The 18,032-nt window shown below is 75.6% G+C and carries 17 protein-coding genes; 9 read left to right on the forward strand and 8 right to left on the reverse strand.

What is annotated here, in order from left to right; all coding sequences use genetic code 11:
• Window positions 1–49: 49 nt before the first annotated feature.
• Both VER05_RS14325 and VER05_RS14330 read left to right on the forward strand, forming a co-directional pair.
• Window positions 50–847 carry an endonuclease/exonuclease/phosphatase family protein gene (locus VER05_RS14325; RefSeq protein WP_324846031.1) on the forward strand — a complete coding sequence of 266 codons (798 nt, stop codon included), beginning with the start codon at window positions 50–52 and terminating at the stop codon, window positions 845–847.
• 154 nt (window positions 848–1,001) lie between these two features.
• Window positions 1,002–1,931 (forward strand): universal stress protein, encoded by a 930-nt coding sequence (locus VER05_RS14330; RefSeq protein WP_324846009.1) that lies wholly within the window; start codon window positions 1,002–1,004, stop codon window positions 1,929–1,931.
• Window positions 1,932–1,933: 2 nt separating this feature from the next.
• Here the strand turns inward: VER05_RS14330 and VER05_RS14335 are convergent, their stop codons facing one another.
• Window positions 1,934–2,968 carry a LacI family DNA-binding transcriptional regulator gene (locus tag VER05_RS14335; RefSeq protein ID WP_324846010.1) on the reverse strand — a complete coding sequence of 345 codons (1,035 nt, stop codon included), beginning with the start codon at window positions 2,966–2,968 and terminating at the stop codon, window positions 1,934–1,936.
• Window positions 2,969–3,231: 263 nt separating this feature from the next.
• On the opposite strand from VER05_RS14335, the gene VER05_RS14340 reads away from it, so the two are divergent.
• The 5 genes from VER05_RS14340 to VER05_RS14360 all read left to right on the forward strand — a co-directional run bounded on the left by VER05_RS14340 (window position 3,232) and on the right by VER05_RS14360 (window position 10,099).
• Window positions 3,232–4,161: a sugar ABC transporter permease gene (locus tag VER05_RS14340; protein WP_324846011.1), complete on the forward strand. Its 930-nt coding sequence runs from the start codon at window positions 3,232–3,234 to the stop codon at window positions 4,159–4,161.
• A gap of 5 nt (window positions 4,162–4,166) precedes the next feature.
• Window positions 4,167–5,108, forward strand: a complete 942-nt coding sequence (locus VER05_RS14345; protein ID WP_324846012.1) for a carbohydrate ABC transporter permease — start codon at window positions 4,167–4,169, stop codon at window positions 5,106–5,108.
• Between the two features lie 103 nt (window positions 5,109–5,211).
• Complete coding sequence (locus VER05_RS14350) at window positions 5,212–6,522, forward strand: sugar ABC transporter substrate-binding protein (RefSeq protein ID WP_324846013.1); 1,311 nt, start codon at window positions 5,212–5,214, stop codon at window positions 6,520–6,522.
• A 99-nt stretch (window positions 6,523–6,621) separates the two neighbouring features.
• Entirely contained in the window at window positions 6,622–8,388 is a 1,767-nt protein-coding gene (locus VER05_RS14355; protein ID WP_324846014.1) for a beta-galactosidase family protein, read from the forward strand.
• Between the two features lie 127 nt (window positions 8,389–8,515).
• Window positions 8,516–10,099 (forward strand): diguanylate cyclase domain-containing protein, encoded by a 1,584-nt coding sequence (locus tag VER05_RS14360; protein ID WP_324846015.1) that lies wholly within the window; start codon window positions 8,516–8,518, stop codon window positions 10,097–10,099.
• 62 nt (window positions 10,100–10,161) lie between these two features.
• Here VER05_RS14360 and mtnN read toward each other — a convergent pair whose 3' ends face one another.
• The 4 genes from mtnN to VER05_RS14380 all read right to left on the reverse strand — a co-directional run bounded on the left by mtnN (window position 10,162) and on the right by VER05_RS14380 (window position 13,332).
• Entirely contained in the window at window positions 10,162–10,920 is a 759-nt protein-coding gene (gene mtnN, locus VER05_RS14365; RefSeq protein WP_324846016.1) for a 5'-methylthioadenosine/S-adenosylhomocysteine nucleosidase, read from the reverse strand.
• A complete protein-coding gene (locus tag VER05_RS14370) occupies window positions 10,917–11,369 on the reverse strand; it encodes an S-ribosylhomocysteine lyase (RefSeq protein ID WP_324846032.1) in 453 nt (150 codons plus the stop codon). The genes mtnN and VER05_RS14370 overlap by 4 nt, the downstream gene beginning before the upstream one ends.
• 116 nt (window positions 11,370–11,485) lie before the next feature.
• Window positions 11,486–12,427, reverse strand: coding sequence for a DNA-3-methyladenine glycosylase 2 family protein (locus VER05_RS14375; protein ID WP_324846017.1), 942 nt, complete (start codon window positions 12,425–12,427; stop codon window positions 11,486–11,488).
• Between the two features lie 71 nt (window positions 12,428–12,498).
• The gene (locus VER05_RS14380; protein ID WP_324846018.1) at window positions 12,499–13,332 is read right to left on the reverse strand and encodes an alpha/beta hydrolase; all 834 of its coding nucleotides are present in this window, start codon (window positions 13,330–13,332) and stop codon (window positions 12,499–12,501) included.
• A 97-nt stretch (window positions 13,333–13,429) separates the two neighbouring features.
• On the opposite strand from VER05_RS14380, the gene VER05_RS14385 reads away from it, so the two are divergent.
• The gene (locus VER05_RS14385) at window positions 13,430–14,026 is read left to right on the forward strand and encodes a TetR/AcrR family transcriptional regulator (protein ID WP_324846019.1); all 597 of its coding nucleotides are present in this window, start codon (window positions 13,430–13,432) and stop codon (window positions 14,024–14,026) included.
• A 4-nt stretch (window positions 14,027–14,030) separates the two neighbouring features.
• On the opposite strand, the gene VER05_RS14390 is transcribed toward VER05_RS14385, so the two are convergent.
• The gene (locus tag VER05_RS14390) at window positions 14,031–14,999 is read right to left on the reverse strand and encodes an alpha/beta hydrolase (protein ID WP_324846020.1); all 969 of its coding nucleotides are present in this window, start codon (window positions 14,997–14,999) and stop codon (window positions 14,031–14,033) included.
• Window positions 14,996–16,441: an MFS transporter gene (locus VER05_RS14395; protein WP_324846021.1), complete on the reverse strand. Its 1,446-nt coding sequence runs from the start codon at window positions 16,439–16,441 to the stop codon at window positions 14,996–14,998. The genes VER05_RS14390 and VER05_RS14395 overlap by 4 nt, the downstream gene beginning before the upstream one ends.
• Window positions 16,442–16,579: 138 nt before the next feature.
• Between VER05_RS14395 and VER05_RS14400 the strand changes: the two genes are divergently transcribed.
• Complete coding sequence (locus VER05_RS14400) at window positions 16,580–17,473, forward strand: DUF72 domain-containing protein (RefSeq protein WP_324846022.1); 894 nt, start codon at window positions 16,580–16,582, stop codon at window positions 17,471–17,473.
• Between the two features lie 132 nt (window positions 17,474–17,605).
• On the opposite strand, the gene VER05_RS14405 is transcribed toward VER05_RS14400, so the two are convergent.
• Window positions 17,606–17,983: an RNA-binding S4 domain-containing protein gene (locus VER05_RS14405; RefSeq protein ID WP_324846033.1), complete on the reverse strand. Its 378-nt coding sequence runs from the start codon at window positions 17,981–17,983 to the stop codon at window positions 17,606–17,608.
• Between the last annotated feature and the right edge of the window lie 49 nt (window positions 17,984–18,032).

The following is an 18,032-nucleotide window of genomic DNA, read 5'->3' on the forward strand; positions in this document are numbered from 1 at the left end:
TGGGCGCGCGCGTCGGGCCGGTCGTCCCTACGCTGGCGGCGTGCGGGCCATGACGTGGAACGTGTGGTGGCGCTTCGGGGGCGCGTGGCGGGAGCGGGAGCCCGCGATCCTGGGCGTGCTCGCGGACGCCCGGCCGGACGTGCTCGCACTCGTGGAGACCTGGCGGGACGGGGACCGCACGCAGGCCGACCTGGTGGCCGAGCACCTGGGCCTGCCGACGGCGGTGTTCGTGCCGACCGGCCTGCCGCCGGTGCCCGACGCGCCCGAGCCGGACCTGGCCGGCGTCGAGATGGGCATCGCCCTGGTGGCCCGCTGGCCCGCCCTCGCGACCCGGACCGTGCCGCTGCCCGCGCCGCAGCGCCCGGGGCCGCCGGCGCACGCGCTGCACGCCACGCTCGACCACCCGGCCGGGCCGCTGCACGTCGTGGTCGCGACGCTCGAGTGGGAGCCGCGGTACGCCGAGGACCGGATGGCGCAGGCGTGGGCGCTCGCGGACCTCGCCGCCGATGCGGCGCTCGACGGCGACCTGCCGGTCCTGGTGCTGGGCGACCTCAACGCGCGGCCCGACGGCCCCCAGCTGGCGGCGCTGACCCGGCAGCTCGCGGACCTGTGGCCGCTGGGCGGCGGCGACCCGGGCGCGGCGACCCTGAGCTCGGTCGTGCCGGAGGCGCCCCGCGAGGTCACCGAGCTGATCGACCGGCGGATCGACCACGTGCTCGCCCGGCCGGGCCGGCCCGGGGGGACGCTGCGCGCGGACGGGGCCCGGCTGGCCGGCACCGAGCCGGTGGGCGGGCGGTACCCGTCGGACCACTTCGCGGTGCTGGTGGACGTGGAGCTGACGTCGTGAGGCGCGGGCGGGGCGGCGGGCCGCCGAGTCCACCGGGCGCTGACCTGCGGCGGGGCGCTGACCCGTCGGCGCCAGGGACCTAGGGCCTGGCGCTCCCCGGGGGGCGGGGCGCATGGTGGTCTGATCCGGCGTCAGCTGGACGGAGGTGCGGGAGATGGACGACAGGGTGGTCGTCGGCTACGACACGTCGGTCGAGTCGGCCGCGGCGGTCCGGTGGGCCGCGACGCAGGCGGCGGGCCGCGGCTGGGAGCTCGACGTGGTGCACGTCTGGGGCTTCGCCGGCCGCGAGGGCGGCGGTGCGGGCGAGTCCTGGCTGGGCCGCGAGGTCCAGGAGCAGGTGCGGCAGGTCGCGGAGGAGGGCGCGCGGATCGCGGTCGAGGCCGCGCCCGGCGTCGACGTCCGGCCCGAGGTGCGGCACGGCCCGCCCGCGCGGGTGCTGGTCGACCGGGCGGCGGACGCCCGGATGGTCGTCGTCGGCCGGCGTGGCGCCGGCGTGGTGAACGCGCTGGTGGGCTCCGCCGCGACCGGCGTGCTGCACCGCGCCCGCTGCCCGGTGGTCGTGGTGCCCGCCGCGGCGCGCGCGGGCGCGGGCCGGGACCCGGTGCTCGTCGGCTTCGACGGGTCCGCCGGGTCGTTCCGGGCGCTGGAGGCGGGCTGCGACCAGGCCGTCCACCTCGGCACCGGCGTGAGCGTGGTGACGGCGTGGACCACCGCGGTGGAGACCACCAGCGCCGCGTACTGGGCGTTCACCTACCCGCAGCGTTCGCCCGGCGAGGTGGCGCTGGAGGAGGCGGAGCGCGTGCTGGAGCGCGGGCGGTCGTGGGCGGCGTCCCGGCGGGACGTGGAGGTGTCGTTCGACCTCGCCGAGGGGCGGCCGGCCCAGGCGCTCGTGCGGCGCTCGCGGCACGCGAGCCTGCTCGTGGTGGGCACCCGGGGCCGCGGCGGGTTCGCCAGCCTGGTGCTCGGGTCCACCAGCCGGCCGGTCGTGCAGCGCGCCGAGTGCCCGGTCCTGGTCACCCGCAGCGCGGAGGCGATGCCGGAGCCGCGCCCGCCGCGGCCGGAGCGCGCGACCGCGTCCGCCTGACCTCAGCCCCGCGGCGCGGCCGTGCTCGCGCGCACCACCAGCCGGGTCGGCACCACGATCCGCGAGTCGGTCAGCGTCTCGCGGTCGCGGATCTGCCGGAGCAGCAGGTCGACCAGCCGGCTGCCGATCAGGTGGAAGTCCTGCTGCACGGTGGTGAGCGGCGGCCAGAGGAACTCCGTGAGCGGGATGTCGTCGAAGCCCACCACGGAGATGTCCTCCGGCACGCGCCGGCCCTGCTCGTACAGCGCGCGGACGAGCCCCGCCGCCATCTCGTCGTTCGCGCAGAACACCGCCGTCACGTCGGGGTCGGCGGCCAGCAGCCGCCCCTGCTCGTACCCGGACCGGGCGCTCCAGTCGCCCCGCACGACCGCGGGCACCGGGCGGGCGGACCCCACCAGGTGCTCGCGCCAGGTGTCGACGCGGATCTCGGCGGGCGCGGAGTCCGCCGGGCCGGCGAGGTGGTGCACCGTCCGGTGGCCGAGGTCGAGGAGGTGCTGCACGGCGAGGTGCGTCCCGGTCACCTGGTCCGCCGCGACCGCCGGGTGGTGGCCGACGAACCGGGAGTCGGAGACGACGACGGGCATGCGCGGCGGGACCGCGAGGCTCGCCGGCGTGGCCGTCTCCGCGCGGATGATGACGAGCCCGTCGATCGACTGGTGCGAGAGCCGCGCCGCCGCCGCGGTGACGTCGTCCGACGAGGGGCTCTGCACGTCCACCAGGCTGACCGTGTAGCCCTCGGCGCGGGCGGCCTCCACCACCGCCTCGACCGTCCGGGACTCGCCGGTGCGGGCGAGCCGGTGGGCGATCACGCCGATCGTGCCGAAGCTGCCGTACCGCAGGGCGCGCGCGGCGTGGTTGGGGGAGTAGCCGAGCTCGTCCATCGCGGCGAGGACGCGCTCGCGCGTCGCCGGCCGGACGTTCTCGGCGCCGGTCGAGACCCGGGACACCGTCTGCGACGAGACCCCGGCGAGCTGGGCGACGTCGGCGATCGACGGGCCGGAGCGGCCGCGGCCCGGCGCCTGGACGGTCTCAGTCATGCCGCGATGATAGCCACATGGTGACGTCATCATCCGGGACGCCGGCGTCGGCGCACCGGGGCGGTGCGCGCGCGCCGGGCGCACGGGCCGCGTCGCCGTGCGTCGGAGCCCCCTGACGCGTCGTCATGCGGATGGTGACGTCGCCATCCGGGACCCGCGCCGTGTTGACACCCTTCCCGACCGCGTGGCAACGTGTCGCCCGCGCCGCCGGATGTTGACGTCAACATCGACCGGCGCCCCGACCCCCGAAGGAGTGGCTCGCTGTGACGACCCAGAACGTCCCGGTGCCGGCGACCGCGGTACCCCGTGCCGCCACCCGCCGGCGCACGCGACGCGGCCGGTGGGCCGGCTGGGGCTTCGTCGGCCCGTTCATGGCCGTGTTCGCCCTCGTCTTCCTCGCCCCGATCGCGTACTCGATCTACCTCAGCCTGTTCCGCAAGCAGCTGGTGGGCGGCAACTCGTTCGTCGGCCTGGAGAACTACCAGCGGGCGTTCACCGACCCGCAGTTCTGGGCGGCCGTCGGCCGCGTCGGCGGGTTCCTCGTCGTGCAGGTGCCGATCATGCTCGGCCTCGCGCTGCTCGTGGCCCTCGCGGTCGACAGCGGCCGGCTCTACGGCAAGAGCTTCTTCCGGATCTCGATCTTCCTGCCGTACGCCGTGCCCGCCGTCGTCGCCGCGCTGATGTGGGGGTTCATGTACGGCACCCGGTTCGGCCTGGTCGGCAACATCAACGACCTGCTCGGCGTGCAGCTGCCGAACCCGCTGTCGCCCGACCTGGTGCTCGCGTCGATCGGCAACATCGTGACCTGGAGCTTCGTCGGGTACAACATGCTGATCTTCTACTCGGCGCTCCGGGTCGTCCCCGCCTCGCTGTACGAGGCGGCCGAGCTCGACGGGGCCAGCCAGTGGCAGGTCGTGCGGTCCATCAAGATCCCCGCCATCCGCGGCGCCCTGGTCATCGCGACGATCTTCTCGATCATCGGCAGCTTCCAGCTCTTCAACGAGCCGAGCATCCTGCAGAGCCTCGCGCCGAACGCGATCACGACGTCCTTCACCCCGAACCTGTACGCCTACTCGCTGTCCTTCTCCGGCCAGCAGTACAACTACTCGGCGACGGTCGCGATCATCATGGGCGTCCTCACGATGATCGTCGCCTACGTCGTCCAGCTGCGCGGCATGCGCAAGGAGGCGTGAGCCCGATGACGACCACCTCCGTCCCGGCCCCCGCGCCGGCCGCGTCCCCCCGCCGCCCGGCGGGCCCCCGGCTGCGCACGCCGCGCCGCCGGTACAGCGCGGACAAGCCGCGCCGCAGCGTCCTGCTGACCGTGCTGACCGCGATCGTCGGGATCTACGCGCTGATCCCGCTCGCCTGGCTGCTGATCAACTCGAGCAAGACCCAGTCCGACCTGTTCGACTCGTTCGGCCTGTGGTTCAGCGGCGACTTCGCGCTGTTCTCCAACATCGCCGACACGCTCACCTACGACGACGGCATCTTCCTGCGCTGGCTCGGCAACACGCTGCTGTACGTGGTGGTGGGCGCCGGCGGCGCGACGGCCCTGGCGGTCCTGGGCGGCTACGGCCTCGCCAAGTTCCAGTTCCCCGGCAAGCGCGGGGTGTTCGCCGTCGTGATCGGGGCGGTCGCCGTCCCGGGCACCGCGCTGGCCGTGCCGACGTTCCTCATGTTCAGCCAGATGGGCCTGACCAACACCCCGTGGTCGGTCATCATCCCCTCGCTGATCTCGCCGTTCGGGCTCTACCTGATGTGGACCTTCGCGGCCGAGGCCATCCCCACGGAGCTGCTCGAGGCGGCGCGGATGGACGGCGCCGGCGAGCTGCGGACCTTCGGCCGCATCTGCCTGCCGCTGCTCGGCCCCGGCATCGTCACGGTGCTGCTGTTCACGATGGTCGCGACCTGGAACAACTACTTCCTGCCGCTGATCATGCTGAAGAACCCCGACTGGTACCCGCTGACGCTCGGGCTGAACGCCTGGAACGCGCAGGCGGCCACCGCGGGCGGCCAGGCGATCTTCAACCTGGTGCTCACCGGCGCGCTGCTCACCATCATCCCGCTCATCGCCGCGTTCCTGCTGCTGCAGCGGTTCTGGCAGTCCGGCCTGTCCGCCGGCTCCGTCAAGGAGTGACGCGCCCGACGGCAGCCCGGGGCGCGTGCGCCCCGTCCCGTCGCGCGCGGTCCCGACCCACCCCCGTCCGTCCCGTTCTGACAACGAAGTGAGAGGACCCCGCATGACCACCACCCCCTCCCGGCTCTGGCGCGGCGCCGCCGTCGCCGGCGCCCTGGCCCTGGCCCTGACCGCCTGCTCCTCGGGCGGCTCCGACTCCGGTTCCGGCTCCGACGCGGCCGACGGCGGCTCGCTGACGGTCTGGGCCTGGGACAACACGGTCGAGCCCATCGCCGAGGCGTACATGGACGAGCACCCGGACGTCACGATCGACGTCGTGAACGCCGGCACCAACACCGACGAGTACACCGCGCTGCAGAACGCGGTCGCCGCGGGCTCCGGCGTGCCGGACCTCGCGCAGATCGAGTACTACGCGGTGCCGCAGTTCGCGATCGGCGAGGCGCTGGCCGACCTGTCCGACCTCGGCGCGGACGACCTGGACGGCACCTACAGCCCCGGCCCGTGGAGCGCGGTGCACCAGGGCGACGGCATCTACGGCCTGCCGATGGACTCGGGCCCGATGGCGCTGTTCTACAACACCACGGTGTTCGAGAAGTACGGCGTGCAGGTCCCCACCACCTGGGACGAGTACCTCACCGCCGCCCGGGCGCTGCACGCGGCCGACCCGAACGTCTACATCACCAACGACACCGGCGACGCGGGCTTCGCGACGTCGATGATCTGGCAGGCCGGCGGCCACCCGTACCAGGTGGACGGCACCGACGTGACGGTCGACTTCACCGACGAGGGCTCGACGAAGTTCGCCGAGCTGTGGCAGCAGCTGCTCGACGAGGACCTGGTCGCCCCGACCTCCTCGTGGAGCGACGAGTGGTACCAGGGCCTGGGCAACGGCACGATCGCCTCGCTCGCCATCGGCGCCTGGATGCCCGGCAACCTCGAGGCCAGCGTGACGCAGTCCGCGGGTCAGTGGCGGGTCGCCCCGCTGCCGCAGTGGGAGGCGGGCCGGACCGCGTCGTCCGAGAACGGCGGCTCCGCGCTGTCGATCACGGAGGCCAGCCCCAACAAGGAGCTCGCCTACGACTTCCTGACCTACCTGTCGAACGGCGACGGCACGAAGATCCGCATCGACGCCGGCGGCTTCCCCGCGACCACCGCGGACCTGGAGTCCGACGAGTTCCTGGGCAAGGAGTCCGAGTACTTCGGCGGCCAGAAGATCAACGAGGTGCTGTCGCAGTCCGCGGCCGACGTGGTCGAGGGCTGGCAGTACCTGCCCTACCAGGTCTACGCGAACAGCATCTTCAACGACACCGTGGGCCAGGCGTACGTCGGCTCCACCACGCTGACCGAGGGCCTCGCGGACTGGCAGAAGCAGTCCGTGGCCTACGGCAACGAGCAGGGCTTCACCGCGAAGTGACGCCGGCCGGCCGGCGGCGGTCCCCCCGCCGCCGGCCGGCACCCGCCGGGCTGGAGCAGCGCCGGCCCCGACACCGAGACCCGGGAGCAGCACCCCGCCATGCCCACGTTCGAGATCGGCGCGACCGACTTCCTCCTCGACGGCCGCCCGCACCAGGTGATCTCCGGTGCCCTGCACTACTTCCGGGTGCACCCCGAGCTGTGGGCCGACCGGATCCGCAAGGCGCGGCTCATGGGGCTCAACACCATCGAGACCTACGTCGCCTGGAACTTCCACGCCCCCGAGCGCGGGCGGTTCGACCTCGACGGGCCGCGCGACCTGGGCCGGTTCCTCGACCTGGCCGCCGCCGAGGGCCTGCACGCGATCGTGCGGCCGGGCCCGTACATCTGCGCCGAGTGGGACAACGGCGGCCTGCCGGCCTGGCTGCTGGCCGACCCCGAGGTCGGCGTGCGCCGGCACGAGCCGCGCTACCTCGCCGCCATCGAGGAGTACTACGACCAGCTGCTGCCGCTCGTCGCCGAGCGCCAGGTCACCCGCGGCGGCTCCGTGATCGCCGTGCAGGTGGAGAACGAGTACGGCGCCTACGGCGACGACGCCGAGTACCTGCGCGCGCTCATCAAGCTGACCCGGGAGCGGGGCGTCGACGTCCCGCTGCTCAGCTGCGACCAGGCCGACGACGCCATGCAGCAGCGCGGCAGCGTGCCCGAGCTGCACCGGACCGCGACGTTCGGGTCCCGCTCCACCGAGCGGCTCGCCCTGCTGCGCCGGCACCAGCCGACCGGCCCGCTGATGTGCATGGAGTTCTGGAACGGCTGGTTCGACTCCTGGGGCCTGCACCACCACGTCGCGCCGGCGGAGGCGAACGCCCAGGACCTCGACGACCTGCTCGCGGCGGGCGCGTCGGTCAACCTCTACATGTTCCACGGCGGCACGAACACCGGCTTCACCAACGGCGCCAACGACAAGGGCACCTACCTGCCCATCACGACCTCCTACGACTACGACGCGCCGCTCGCCGAGGACGGCACGCCGACCGCGAAGTACTTCGCGATGCGCGAGGTCATCGCCCGGCACGCCCCGGTCCCGGACGAGGTGCCGGCCCCGCGCGCGGCCGCGCCCGAGCTGACCGTCGACCTGGACCGCCGGCTGGCCCTCGCGGACGCGCTGCCCGCGCTCGGCGAGCCGGTCGACGCCGACCACCTGCCGACCACCGACGAGCTCGGCCACTGGACCGGGTTCACGCTGTACCGCACGACGGTGACGGCCGAGGACCGCGTGCTCACGCTGGCCGAGGTGCGGGACCGCGCGGTCGTGGCCCTCGACGGCGAGCCGGTCGGCGTGCTGAGCCGGACCGAGCACAGCCGGACGCTCCCGCTGCCCGCCCGCGCCGGCGAGCTCACGCTGCTGGTCGAGGACCAGGGCCGGGTCAACTACGGACCGCGGATCGGCGAGCCCAAGGGGCTGATCAGCCCCGCGCGCACCGCGGCCCGGGAGCTCACGGACTGGTCCGTGACGCCCCTGCGCCTGGACGGTGTCGAGCCCGCGCTGGCCGCCCTGCTGGAGGCCGCGCCCGCCGCCGACGCCGCGACCCCGGTCGCCGGTCCGGCGTTCCTGCGCGGCACGTTCGACACGGTCGCGGGCGCCGACCACTTCCTGCGCACCGACGGCTGGGGCAAGGGGCTGGTGTGGGTGAACGGCGTCCTGCTGGGCCGGTACTGGAGCGCGGGCCCGACCGCGACCCTGTACGTCCCCGGGCCGCTGCTGCGCGCCGCCGGCAACGAGGTCGTGGTGCTCGAGCTGCACGGCGCCGCCGCGGCGCGCGTGGCGTTCGCCGCCGGCCCCGACCTGGGGTCCTCGGAGGTCTGAGAAGTCACCCGCCCGCCGCCGCGGTCCACCCGGTCGGACCCTCAGATGACCTGCGGGGACGCCGATGACACGTGCAGGTACCCGGCACGCTCGCCGGGTCGGCACGTGCAACAGCGAGGATCGGGACGTGGACGGCGCAGGGTCGCAGGAGTGGGAGGCCGACGAGGGCGCCCGGGTGCTGCGCGGGGCCCTGGCGGCGCTGACCCGGGACGGCTCGTTCCCGCTCGACGGCCTCACGCCCCGGTCGCCCGCGTCGGCGGCCGAGGGCGCCGGGCGGGTCCCGGGCCTCCCGCGCCGCCGGCGCCGCGTCGAGGCGGGCGGCGCCCCCGCGGCGGAGGACCTGCCGGTGCTCCTCGCGCGGCAGTCCCAGCGGCTGCGGCAGCTCGAGACGCTCATCGAGGCGGCACCGGTCGGCATCGGCCTGGTGCAGCTCGACGGCCGCACCCCGCTCACGAACGACACCCTGCGCCAGCTGCTCGGCTACTCGACCGAGGAGTTCGCGACGATGCCGTTCGCGGACTACACGGTCCCCGAGGACCAGGCCGAGAACGACCGGCTGTTCCGGGCGATGGTGGACGGCGACGGCGAGGCCGACAGCTTCGCCATGCAGAAGCGGTTCGTCCGCAAGGACGGCACGACGCTCTGGGTGGACCTGACCGTCTCGCTGGTGCGGGACGCCGCCGGGCGCCCGGACTACGCCATCGGCATGGTCCAGGACATCACCGAGCGCAAGCGGCTGGCCGACGAGCTCGCGGCGGCCGAGCTGCACTACCGGCTCCTGGTCGAGCACGTGCCGGCCGTGGTCTACATCGCCGAGCCCGGCCCGGGCGGCCGGTTCGAGTACGTGAGCCCGCGCCTGGAGTGGATGCTCGGCCGCTCGCCCCAGGACTGGCTGGACGACTCCGAGGAGTGGACCCGCGCGATCCACCCGTCCGACCGCGCGATGCGGTTCCACGAGGAGGCGCTGCGCGAGGGCCTGGGCGAGGGCGGCCAGCTGCCGTCCATCACCTACCGGCTGCGGCACAGCGAGGGCTACGACGTGTGGGTGCGCGACGACGCCGTGCTCCGCCGGGACAGCGACGGCCGGCCGCGCCTGCACGGCGTGCTGGTCGACGTGACGCAGGAGAAGACGCTCGAGGAGCGCCTGGCGCACATGGTCGACCACGACGCGCTCACCGGGCTGGTCAACCGCTCGCACTTCCACCGGCTGGTGGACGAGGCGCTGGCCGGGCGGGTCGACGGCCGCCGCGGGGTCGCGGTCATGTACGTCGACCTGGACGACTTCAAGGCCGTCAACGACAGCTTCGGGCACGCGGTCGGCGACCGGGTGCTGGTGGCGGTGGCGGACCGGCTGCGCGAGCTCGTGCCGTCCCCCGGCGCCGTGGCGCGGCTGGGCGGGGACGAGTTCGCCGTGCTCGTCACCGGGACGCCCGCGGCCGTGCGGCGCGCCGTGGCGGCGGTGCAGGACATGGGCCAGGTGTCGGTGCCCGTCGGCGGGGCGTGGGCGCGGGTCAGCGCCAGCGTCGGCGCCGCGGTGGCGGACCGGGCGCACACCACGGAGAAGCTGCTGCACGACGCCGACCAGGTGATGTACGACGCCAAGCTCGGCGGCGACCGGCCCGGGCGGGGCGGCGCGCGGCGGGGCTCGGCGGGGCGGCGCGCGGGCGACCGCGCTCCCGCCGACGAGGGCGGCCGGCGCGCCGGGGGCTGAGGCGGATCCTCGAGTCCCCGGCGCGCCGGTCGCCGTCGTCGGGCGGGCCGGTCCGGGCGCCGTCAGGCGGGCGCGCCCACCCGGGCGAGCATGGCCAGCACCACGGCCGCGGAGCGCTCCGCGGCGTCGTCCACGTGCGTCAGGAAGTCGTCCGCGCCGGCCGGGCCGCACAGGTCGGAGATGCCGCGCACGGCGAGGAACGGCACGCCGTAGACGTGCGCCACCTGCGCGAGCGCGGTCGTCTCCATGTCGGTCGACAGCCCGCCGGGGAACTGCTCGCGCACCGGGCCCACCAGGGTCGCGTCGACGAACGCGTCGCTCGACAGCATCAGCCCCGCGCGCACCGTGAGGTCGCCGGCATCCGCGCCCAGGGCAGCGCCGCGCAGCGCCGGGTCCCCGTGGTAGGTCGCGGGCATGCCCGGGACCTGGCCGAGCGCGTAGCCGAAGGCCCGGGCGTCGGCGTTGGTGTAGACGTGCTCCGAGCCGACCACCACGTCGCCGACGTGCACGCCGGCCTGGACGCCGCCCGCGCTGCCGGCGCTGATCAGCGCCGCCGGGGCCGCGCCGCCGCGGGCCGCCGCGACCAGCACCAGCGCCGCGGAGGCGGCCGACGCGGCGTTCGCCAGGCCGATCCCGGACCGGACCAGCAGCACGTCGCGGCCCGCGACGGTCAGCACGTGGTGCTCGGCGCCGCCGACGGTGGCCGGCTCGCCGACCGCGTCCGCCCGGTCCAGGAACGGGGCGGCCTCGTCCGGCATCGCCACCGAGACGACGACGTCGACGCCCGCCAGGGCGGTCGTCAGGGCGCTCGCCGCGGTCACGCGGTCACCTGGCTCCACTCGGCGCGGTGCGCGAGGAACTCCCGCGCCGCGCCCTGCGCGCCCTCCAGGGTGTGGTTGGCGCCCCAGCCGCACTGCACCTCGTTGGCGGCGGGCACCTCGGCGGCGCCGGTGATGTCCTGCAGCGTGTCGGCGACCAGGGCCTGCACGTCGTCCTCGGCCCACTCGCCCTGCAGGATCAGGTAGAACCCGGTCTGGCAGCCCATGGGGGAGAAGTCGACGACCCGGTCGCTGTGGTTGCGCGAGTGCTCGGCGAACAGGTGCTCCAGCGAGTGCACGACCGGCATCTCCAGGTGCGCCTTGTTCGGCTGCGCGAACCGGATGTCGTACTTGCTGATGACGTCGCCCGCCGGGAGCACCTTCGTGTCGGCCAGCCGGATGTACGGCGCGGCGACCGTCCGGTGGTCGAGGTTGAACGACTCGACGTTCATGCGGGGCTGGTTCACGGGACTCCCTCGGGGGTGCAGCGGTCGGACGGGATCATTGTGCAGCGGTCGCCGGGCGCGCGGTATTCCGGGCGCGCGGGCCGGACGGAGGTGTCGGCGGCTCAGGCCGGCCGGGTCGCGCGCCGCGGGCGCGGCCGGGTGCGACCGGAGCGCGACCGGTCGGTGAGCTCGAGCAGCCGCACCACCCGGCCGCGGTGCGGCGCCCAGGGCGCGAGCACCTCGAGCACCTCCTCCTGCTCGACCCGCCGCCCGGCGACGGCCGTGCCGACGAGCCGGGGCAGGTGCAGGTCGCCCACCGACACCGCGTCGGCGTCGCCGAGCGCGCGCCGGGTGGTCTCCGCCACGGTCCACACCCCGATCCCGGGGACGGTGGCCAGCCGGCGCCGGACCTCCGCGGCGGCGCCGGGCGCGTCCGGGGCCACCTCCAGCACCTCCTGCAGCCGCCCCGCGACGGCAGCGGCCCGCAGGATCGTGGACGACCGCTGGTCGTCCACCCCGGCGCGCCGCCAGTCCCAGACCGGGACCCGGCGCCAGCCGAGGGCGTCCGGCGGCACCCGCATGCCCGCGGGCGCGGGCCCGGGCGGCACCTCGCCGTGCCGGAGCAGCAGCCAGCGCCACGCGTGGTGCGCATCCACCGTGACCACCCGCTGCTCCAGCACCGCCGGCACCAGCGCGCCCAGCACGTCGCCGGTGCGGGGGATGCGCAGCCCGCGCAGCCGGTGGTGCGCGGCGGCCAGCGCGAGGTGGCCGACGGGGTCGAACGTGCGCGGGTCGTCGCGGGCGCCGAGCAGGTCCGGCAGCCCGGCGAGCGCGCGGGCGGCGCCCGGGCCCCACGCGGACGCGGCCACGCCGCCCGGGCCCGGGCGCAGGTGCAGGGTGGCGGGGCCGTCGGCGGTGCGCAGCGCGTGCCAGACGGTGCCGTCGCGCTCGATCCGGAGCGCGGGGTCGAGGCCGCCGCGGCGGACCAGCATCAGCGTGAGCCGGAGGTCCAGCGGGCCGTCCGGGACGTACCCGCGGGTCTCGGGGCCGCCGGGGTGCTGCACCCCTCCAGCATGCCGGACGGCGCCGACACGGGCCGCGCGGGCCGTGCCGGCGCCGTCGCGGGCGCGCCGGGTCAGCGCTTCAGGAAGTCCAGCAGGACCTCGGTGACCTCGGCGGCGTGCGTCCACAGCATCCCGTGCGGCGCGCCCTCGATCTCGACGTACTCGGCCTGCGGCAGCGCCGCGTGGAACGGCCGGCCGGTGGCGTCGATCGGCAGGATCCGGTCCGCCGTGCCGTGCACGATCAGCGTCGGGACGTCGATCGTCGGCAGGTCGCCGCGGAAGTCGGTCAGCCAGGAGGGGACGACCGCGCTGGACGCGAACCAGGACGAGCCGGCGGCGACGTCCCAGGAGTGCCGGAGCGCCTCCTCCGACAGCCGGGACCCCAGGTTCTCGTCGGTGTTGTAGAAGTCGGCGTAGAAGCTGGTGAAGTACGCGTACCGGTCGGCCGTCACGGCCTCGACGATCCCGTCGAACACCTCGCGGGGGACGCCGGTCGGGTTGTCGTCGGTCCGCAGCAGGAACGGCTCGAGCGAGGCCAGGAACACGGCCTTCGCGACGCGCCCGGAGCCGTAGGTGCCGAGGTACCGGCCGACCTCGCCGGTGCCCATCGAGAAGCCGACGAGCACGGCGTCGCGCAGGTCGAGCGTCTCGAGCACCGTGTTCAGGTCGGCCGCGAACGTGTCGTAGTCGTACCCGGTGGTCGGCTGGCTCGACTGCCCGAAGCCGCGGCGGTCGTAGGTGATGACGCGGTAGCCGGCGTCCAGCAGGGCGGCGGACTGCTTCTCCCACGAGTGCCCGTCGAGCGGGTAGCCGTGGATCAGGACGACGGGCTGCCCGGTCCCGTGGTCCTCGTAGTAGAGGTCGATCGACGTGGTGTTCTCGGTGCCCACGGTGACGTACGGCATGGTCTGCCCTCTCCCTCTGTCGGGGAACGGTCGTTCTCCGCGATGTCGCCTACACTAGAGAACGAGCGTTTTCCGCGCAACCCCCGAGGAGGCGGCGATGAGCCAGGTGCAGGAGGCGGGCCGTCCGGCGCCGTCCGCGGACGAGCTGCGCGAGCGGGTGCTCGCCGCGGCCGACCGGCTCTACTACCGGCGCGGCATCCAGGCCGTCGGCATGGACGAGCTCCGTACCGAGGCCGGCGTCCCGCTGAAGCGGCTGTACGCGCTGTTCGGCGGCAAGGACGCGATCGTCGCCGAGGTGCTGCGCCGCCGCGGGGCGCTGTGGGAGGTCGGCGTGCGGGCCGCGGTGGACGCCGCCGGCACCCCGCGCGAGCGTCTGCTGGCCGTCTACGACCACCTGGCCGGGTGGTTCGGCGAGACCGACTTCCACGGCTGCATCTTCATCAACTCGTTCGGCGAGCTCGGCGGGTGCTCGCCCGAGGTCGCCGAGATCGTCCGCGCCCACAAGGCGGCGTTCCAGGAGTACGTCGCGGGCCTCGTGGCGGAGGCCGGCGGGCCGCCCGCGCTCGCGGCACAGCTCGCGATCCTCGCCGAGGGGGCGCAGACCACCGCGGCGATCGCCGGCACGCCGGAGGCGGCGGCCCAGGCGCGCGCGGCCGCGGCGACGCTGATCGACGCCGCGGGCCTGCCGGGCTGACGGGTCAGGCCGCGCGGTCGCCCTGCACCCGCGCGAGGAACTCCGTGACCGTGCGCAGGTACTCCGCGCGCGGCCCGTCCGCCGACAGGGCCAGGTCGTGGATCCCGCCCGGGATCGTCACGAGGGCGACGTCGTCGCCGAGCCGCGGGGCGCGGGCCCAGATCTGCTGCACGTCGAGCACGGTGTCCTGCGCGTCGAGCAGCGGGTTCGACCGGGAGTTCGGACCGGACTCCGCCGCGGTGGCGACCAGGACCGGGGCGTCGATCCGCAGCCCGCGCGCCAGCCGGGCCTGGCCGCGCCGGACCGCGCGCAGCCAGCCGGCGCGCACGGGGAACCCCTCGGCGGGCTTGTGCGACCGGTCGTAGTCCCAGCGCCCGCCGTGGTCGACGTGCAGGTGCCACGAGTAGGCCGACGGCCCGTCCGCGAGCACCCGCATCCGGTCCACCGGGCCCAGGCTGTCCAGCACCCAGGTGGACACGACGCGGTGGAACCACCGGGAGTTCAGGTCGAACCACGGGCTGTTCAGCACCAGGGCGTCGACCGCCCCGCGGCCGCCGGGGCTGTCCGCCCACAGCGCCGCCGTCAGCCCGCCGGTCGAGTGGCCGTGCACGGTGAGGCGGTCGTGGCCGAGCTCGTCGCGCAGCAGCCGGGCGGCCAGCCCGAGGTCGGCGCGGTACTCGGCGAGGTCGTCGACGTAGTGCGGCACCTGGCCCTCGCGCCACGACCGGCCGCACCGGCGCAGGTCGAGGGCGTAGAACGTGTGGCCCGCCGCGGCGAACGCGTCGGCGAGGTGGGTCTGGAAGAAGTAGTCGTTGAACCCGTGCACGTGCAGCACCGCGCTGCCGCCGGGCGCGGCCCCGCGCTCCGGGGTGCGGCGCACGACGGTGGCGACCAGGTCCGGGTCGGTCCCCGAGAGCGCGAGCGTGCGCTGCTCCCAGCCGGGCCCGAGCGGGTCGGGCCCCCAGCCGGTCACGCGCGCCCCGCGCCGGGCCGGGCCGCGGGCAGCCGCAGCGGCAGCAGGGCGGCGAGGCCGATCGCGATGACGAGCACGATGCCCAGGATGCCCCACCGCTGCGACCCCGCGACCGCCACCGCGGTCGAGAACGCGAACGGCGCCAGGAAGCTGGCCGCGCGCCCGGTGGTCGCGTACAGGCCGAAGATCTGGCTCTCCCGCCCGGGCGGCGCGATCCGGGTCAGCAGCGACCGGCTCGCCGACTGCGCGGGGCCGACGAACACGCACAGCAGCAGGCCGCACACCCAGAACGCCGACGTGCCCGCGCCGGCGAGCGCGAACGTGGCGACGCCCGCGACCACCAGGCCGACCAGCGACACGACGATGAGCACCCGGGGCCCGACGCGGTCGTCCAGCGCCCCGGCGGCGAGCGTCGAGACCCCGGCGACCACGTTGGCGGCGATCGCGAACACCACGACCTCGCTCGCGGAGAACCCGAACGTGCCGGACGCGATGACGGCGCCGAACGTGAACACGCCCGCGAGCCCGTCGCGGTACACGGCGCTGGCGAGCAGGAACCACACCGTGCTCCGCGAGGTCCGCCACAGGTCGCGGACGTCGGCGCCGATCCGGCGGTACGCCTCGAGCACGCCCGGCCGACGGTTCCGCGCGGCGGCCTCCGCGGGGTCGTCCGGCACCGCGACGAGCACCGGGATCGCGAACGCGCCGAACCACAGCGCCGACACCAGTACCGCGACCCGGATGTTCGCGCCGTCCTCGCCCGTCACGCCGAACCAGCCGACCTCCGGGTTGATGAACCCGACGAACAGCACGAGCAGCAGCACGATCCCGCCCAGGTAGCCCGCGCCCCAGCCGAGCCCGCTGACCCGGCCGAGCGTCGCGGGCGTCGCGACCCGGGGGAGCAGGGCGTTGTAGTGCACGCTGGCGAGCTCGAACGTGAGGTTGCCGGCCGCGAGCAGCGCGATGCCCAGCAGCAGGTTCGCGGTGAGCGAGTCGGGGTCGGGCCGCACCAGGGCCATCGCCGCGCACAGCGCCACCGTGACCGCGGTCTGGACGGCGAGGTTCCGGCGGCGTCGCCCGGAGCCGTCCGCGCGGGTGCCGGACAGCGGGGCGAGCAGCGCGATGAGCACGCCCGCGGCGGTCAGGCCCCAGCCGAGCCAGGTGGAGTGCCGGGCCAGCGCGGCGTCCAGCGCGTCGCCGCCCGCCGCGACCACGGCCGGGTCGACGAACGCGTCGCTGGTGAGCCAGCGCGTGAACACGAACGTCGTGATGACGGCGTTGAACGCGGCGGAGCCCCAGTCCCACAGGGACCAGGCGACGACGCGGCCGCGCGCGCCGGGGGCGGGGGCGGCGGCGGCCGGGGCGTCGGCGCCGTGCGCCGCGGGGCCGGGCGTCGGGGGACCGGCCGGCGTCGGCGGCAGCGGGGCGGGGTCGGCGTGCACCCGCCAGGCATACCGTCATCGGGCGTCCCGCGCGTGTCGAACGGCTGAACGCGCGGCGACGCGGCCGGGCGCGTCACCCGTCCGGGCGGGCCGGGCGGACCGGTTGCCGCGCGCGCGGCGCCTGCCTACGGTCCGGCCATGACCTCGACCGTCCGCATCGGCATCTCGGGGTGGCGGTACGCGCCGTGGCGCGGGGTGTTCTACCCGAAGGGCCTGCCGCAGCGCCGCGAGCTCGAGCACGCCTCCCGCCACCTGGGGACCATCGAGATCAACGGCTCGTTCTACGCCCTGCAGCGCCCGGAGTCCTACCAGGCGTGGCGCGCGGAGGTGCCCGAGGGCTTCGTGTTCTCGGTCAAGGGCGGGCGGTTCGTCACGCACATGAAGAAGCTCGCGGACGTCGAGGTGCCGCTGGCCAACTTCTTCGCGTCCGGGGTGCTCGCGCTGGGACCGGCGCTCGGCCCGGTGCTGTGGCAGCTGCCGCCGACGCTCGGCTACGACCCCGATCGGCTGGCCCGGTTCTTCGACCTGCTGCCGCGGACGACGGCCGCCGCGGCGGAGCTCGCGGGGCGGCACGACGAGCGGCTCGACGACCGGGCGTTCACCACCACCGAGGCCGACCGGCCGCTGCGGCACGTGCTGGAGGTGCGGCACGCGTCGTTCGAGACGCCGGAGTTCCCGGCGCTGCTCCGGGAGCACGGGATCGGGCTGGTGGTGGCGGACACCGCGGGGCGCTGGCCGTACCTGGAGGACGTCACGTCGGACCTGGTCTACGTGCGGCTGCACGGCGACTCCGAGCTGTACGTCTCCGGCTACGACGACCCCGCGCTCGACCGGTGGGCGGCGCGGGTGCGGGCGTGGGCCGCGGGCGGGGAGCCGGAGGACGCGCGCCGGCTGGGGCCGGCGGCCGCCCCGGCGCCGGGCGGGCGGGACGTGTACGTGTACTTCGACAACGACGCCAAGGTGCGCGCCCCGGTCGACGCGATGGCGCTGGCGGCGCGCCTGGGCGTGGGGCCGCGGCCCGGCGGGGGCTGACCCGCCCGGCCGGCCCGGCAGCAGTCCACAGTGGATGGTTGTGACGGACACGCCGACGGCGTGTCCGTCACAACCATCCACTGTCGAGCCCGTGCGCGACCGTCCGCGCCCGAAGCCGCGCGCCCGTGCGGGTCAGCCGCGGCCGCGGAGGCGGTCGATCTCGCGGCGCTCGCGCTTGGTCGGCCGGCCGGCGCCCCGGTCCCGCTGCGCGGCGACCGCCACCTGGGACGGCGGCGGGGGAGCCGGGGTGCGGTCGACGTAGCACCGGGCCGCGGGCTCGGCGCCCACCCGGCGTTCCAGGACGTGCGCGACCTCGACGATCCGCTCCGGTCCGTCGCCGCGGACCCGGACCTCGTCGCCGACCTTCACCGACGTCGCGGGCTTGGCGCGCTCGCCGTTGACCCGCACGTGGCCGGCGCGGCACGCGGTCGCCGCCGCGGCGCGGGTCTTGGTGAGCCGGACGGCCCACACCCAGCGGTCGACCCGGGTGGACGGCGGGCCGGGCGGCAGCGGCTTGGCGGCGGGCGCGGAGGAGCCCGCCGCCCCCGGACCGCCAGCG

Source organism: Cellulomonas sp. (assembly GCF_035634735.1).
GTDB lineage: Bacteria > Actinomycetota > Actinomycetes > Actinomycetales > Cellulomonadaceae > Cellulomonas.

Coding starts and splice junctions, on each gene's coding strand:
- VER05_RS14350 (WP_324846013.1), top strand. CDS start 5,212: ATGACCACCACCCCCTCCCGGCTCTGGCGCGGCGCCGCCGTCGCCGGC.
- VER05_RS14330 (WP_324846009.1), top strand. CDS start 1,002: ATGGACGACAGGGTGGTCGTCGGCTACGACACGTCGGTCGAGTCGGCC.
- VER05_RS14345 (WP_324846012.1), top strand. CDS start 4,167: ATGACGACCACCTCCGTCCCGGCCCCCGCGCCGGCCGCGTCCCCCCGC.
- VER05_RS14335 (WP_324846010.1), bottom strand. CDS start 2,968: ATGACTGAGACCGTCCAGGCGCCGGGCCGCGGCCGCTCCGGCCCGTCG.
- VER05_RS14385 (WP_324846019.1), top strand. CDS start 13,430: ATGAGCCAGGTGCAGGAGGCGGGCCGTCCGGCGCCGTCCGCGGACGAG.
- VER05_RS14380 (WP_324846018.1), bottom strand. CDS start 13,332: ATGCCGTACGTCACCGTGGGCACCGAGAACACCACGTCGATCGACCTC.
- VER05_RS14370 (WP_324846032.1), bottom strand. CDS start 11,369: ATGAACGTCGAGTCGTTCAACCTCGACCACCGGACGGTCGCCGCGCCG.
- VER05_RS14325 (WP_324846031.1), top strand. CDS start 50: ATGACGTGGAACGTGTGGTGGCGCTTCGGGGGCGCGTGGCGGGAGCGG.
- VER05_RS14400 (WP_324846022.1), top strand. CDS start 16,580: ATGACCTCGACCGTCCGCATCGGCATCTCGGGGTGGCGGTACGCGCCG.
- VER05_RS14355 (WP_324846014.1), top strand. CDS start 6,622: ATGCCCACGTTCGAGATCGGCGCGACCGACTTCCTCCTCGACGGCCGC.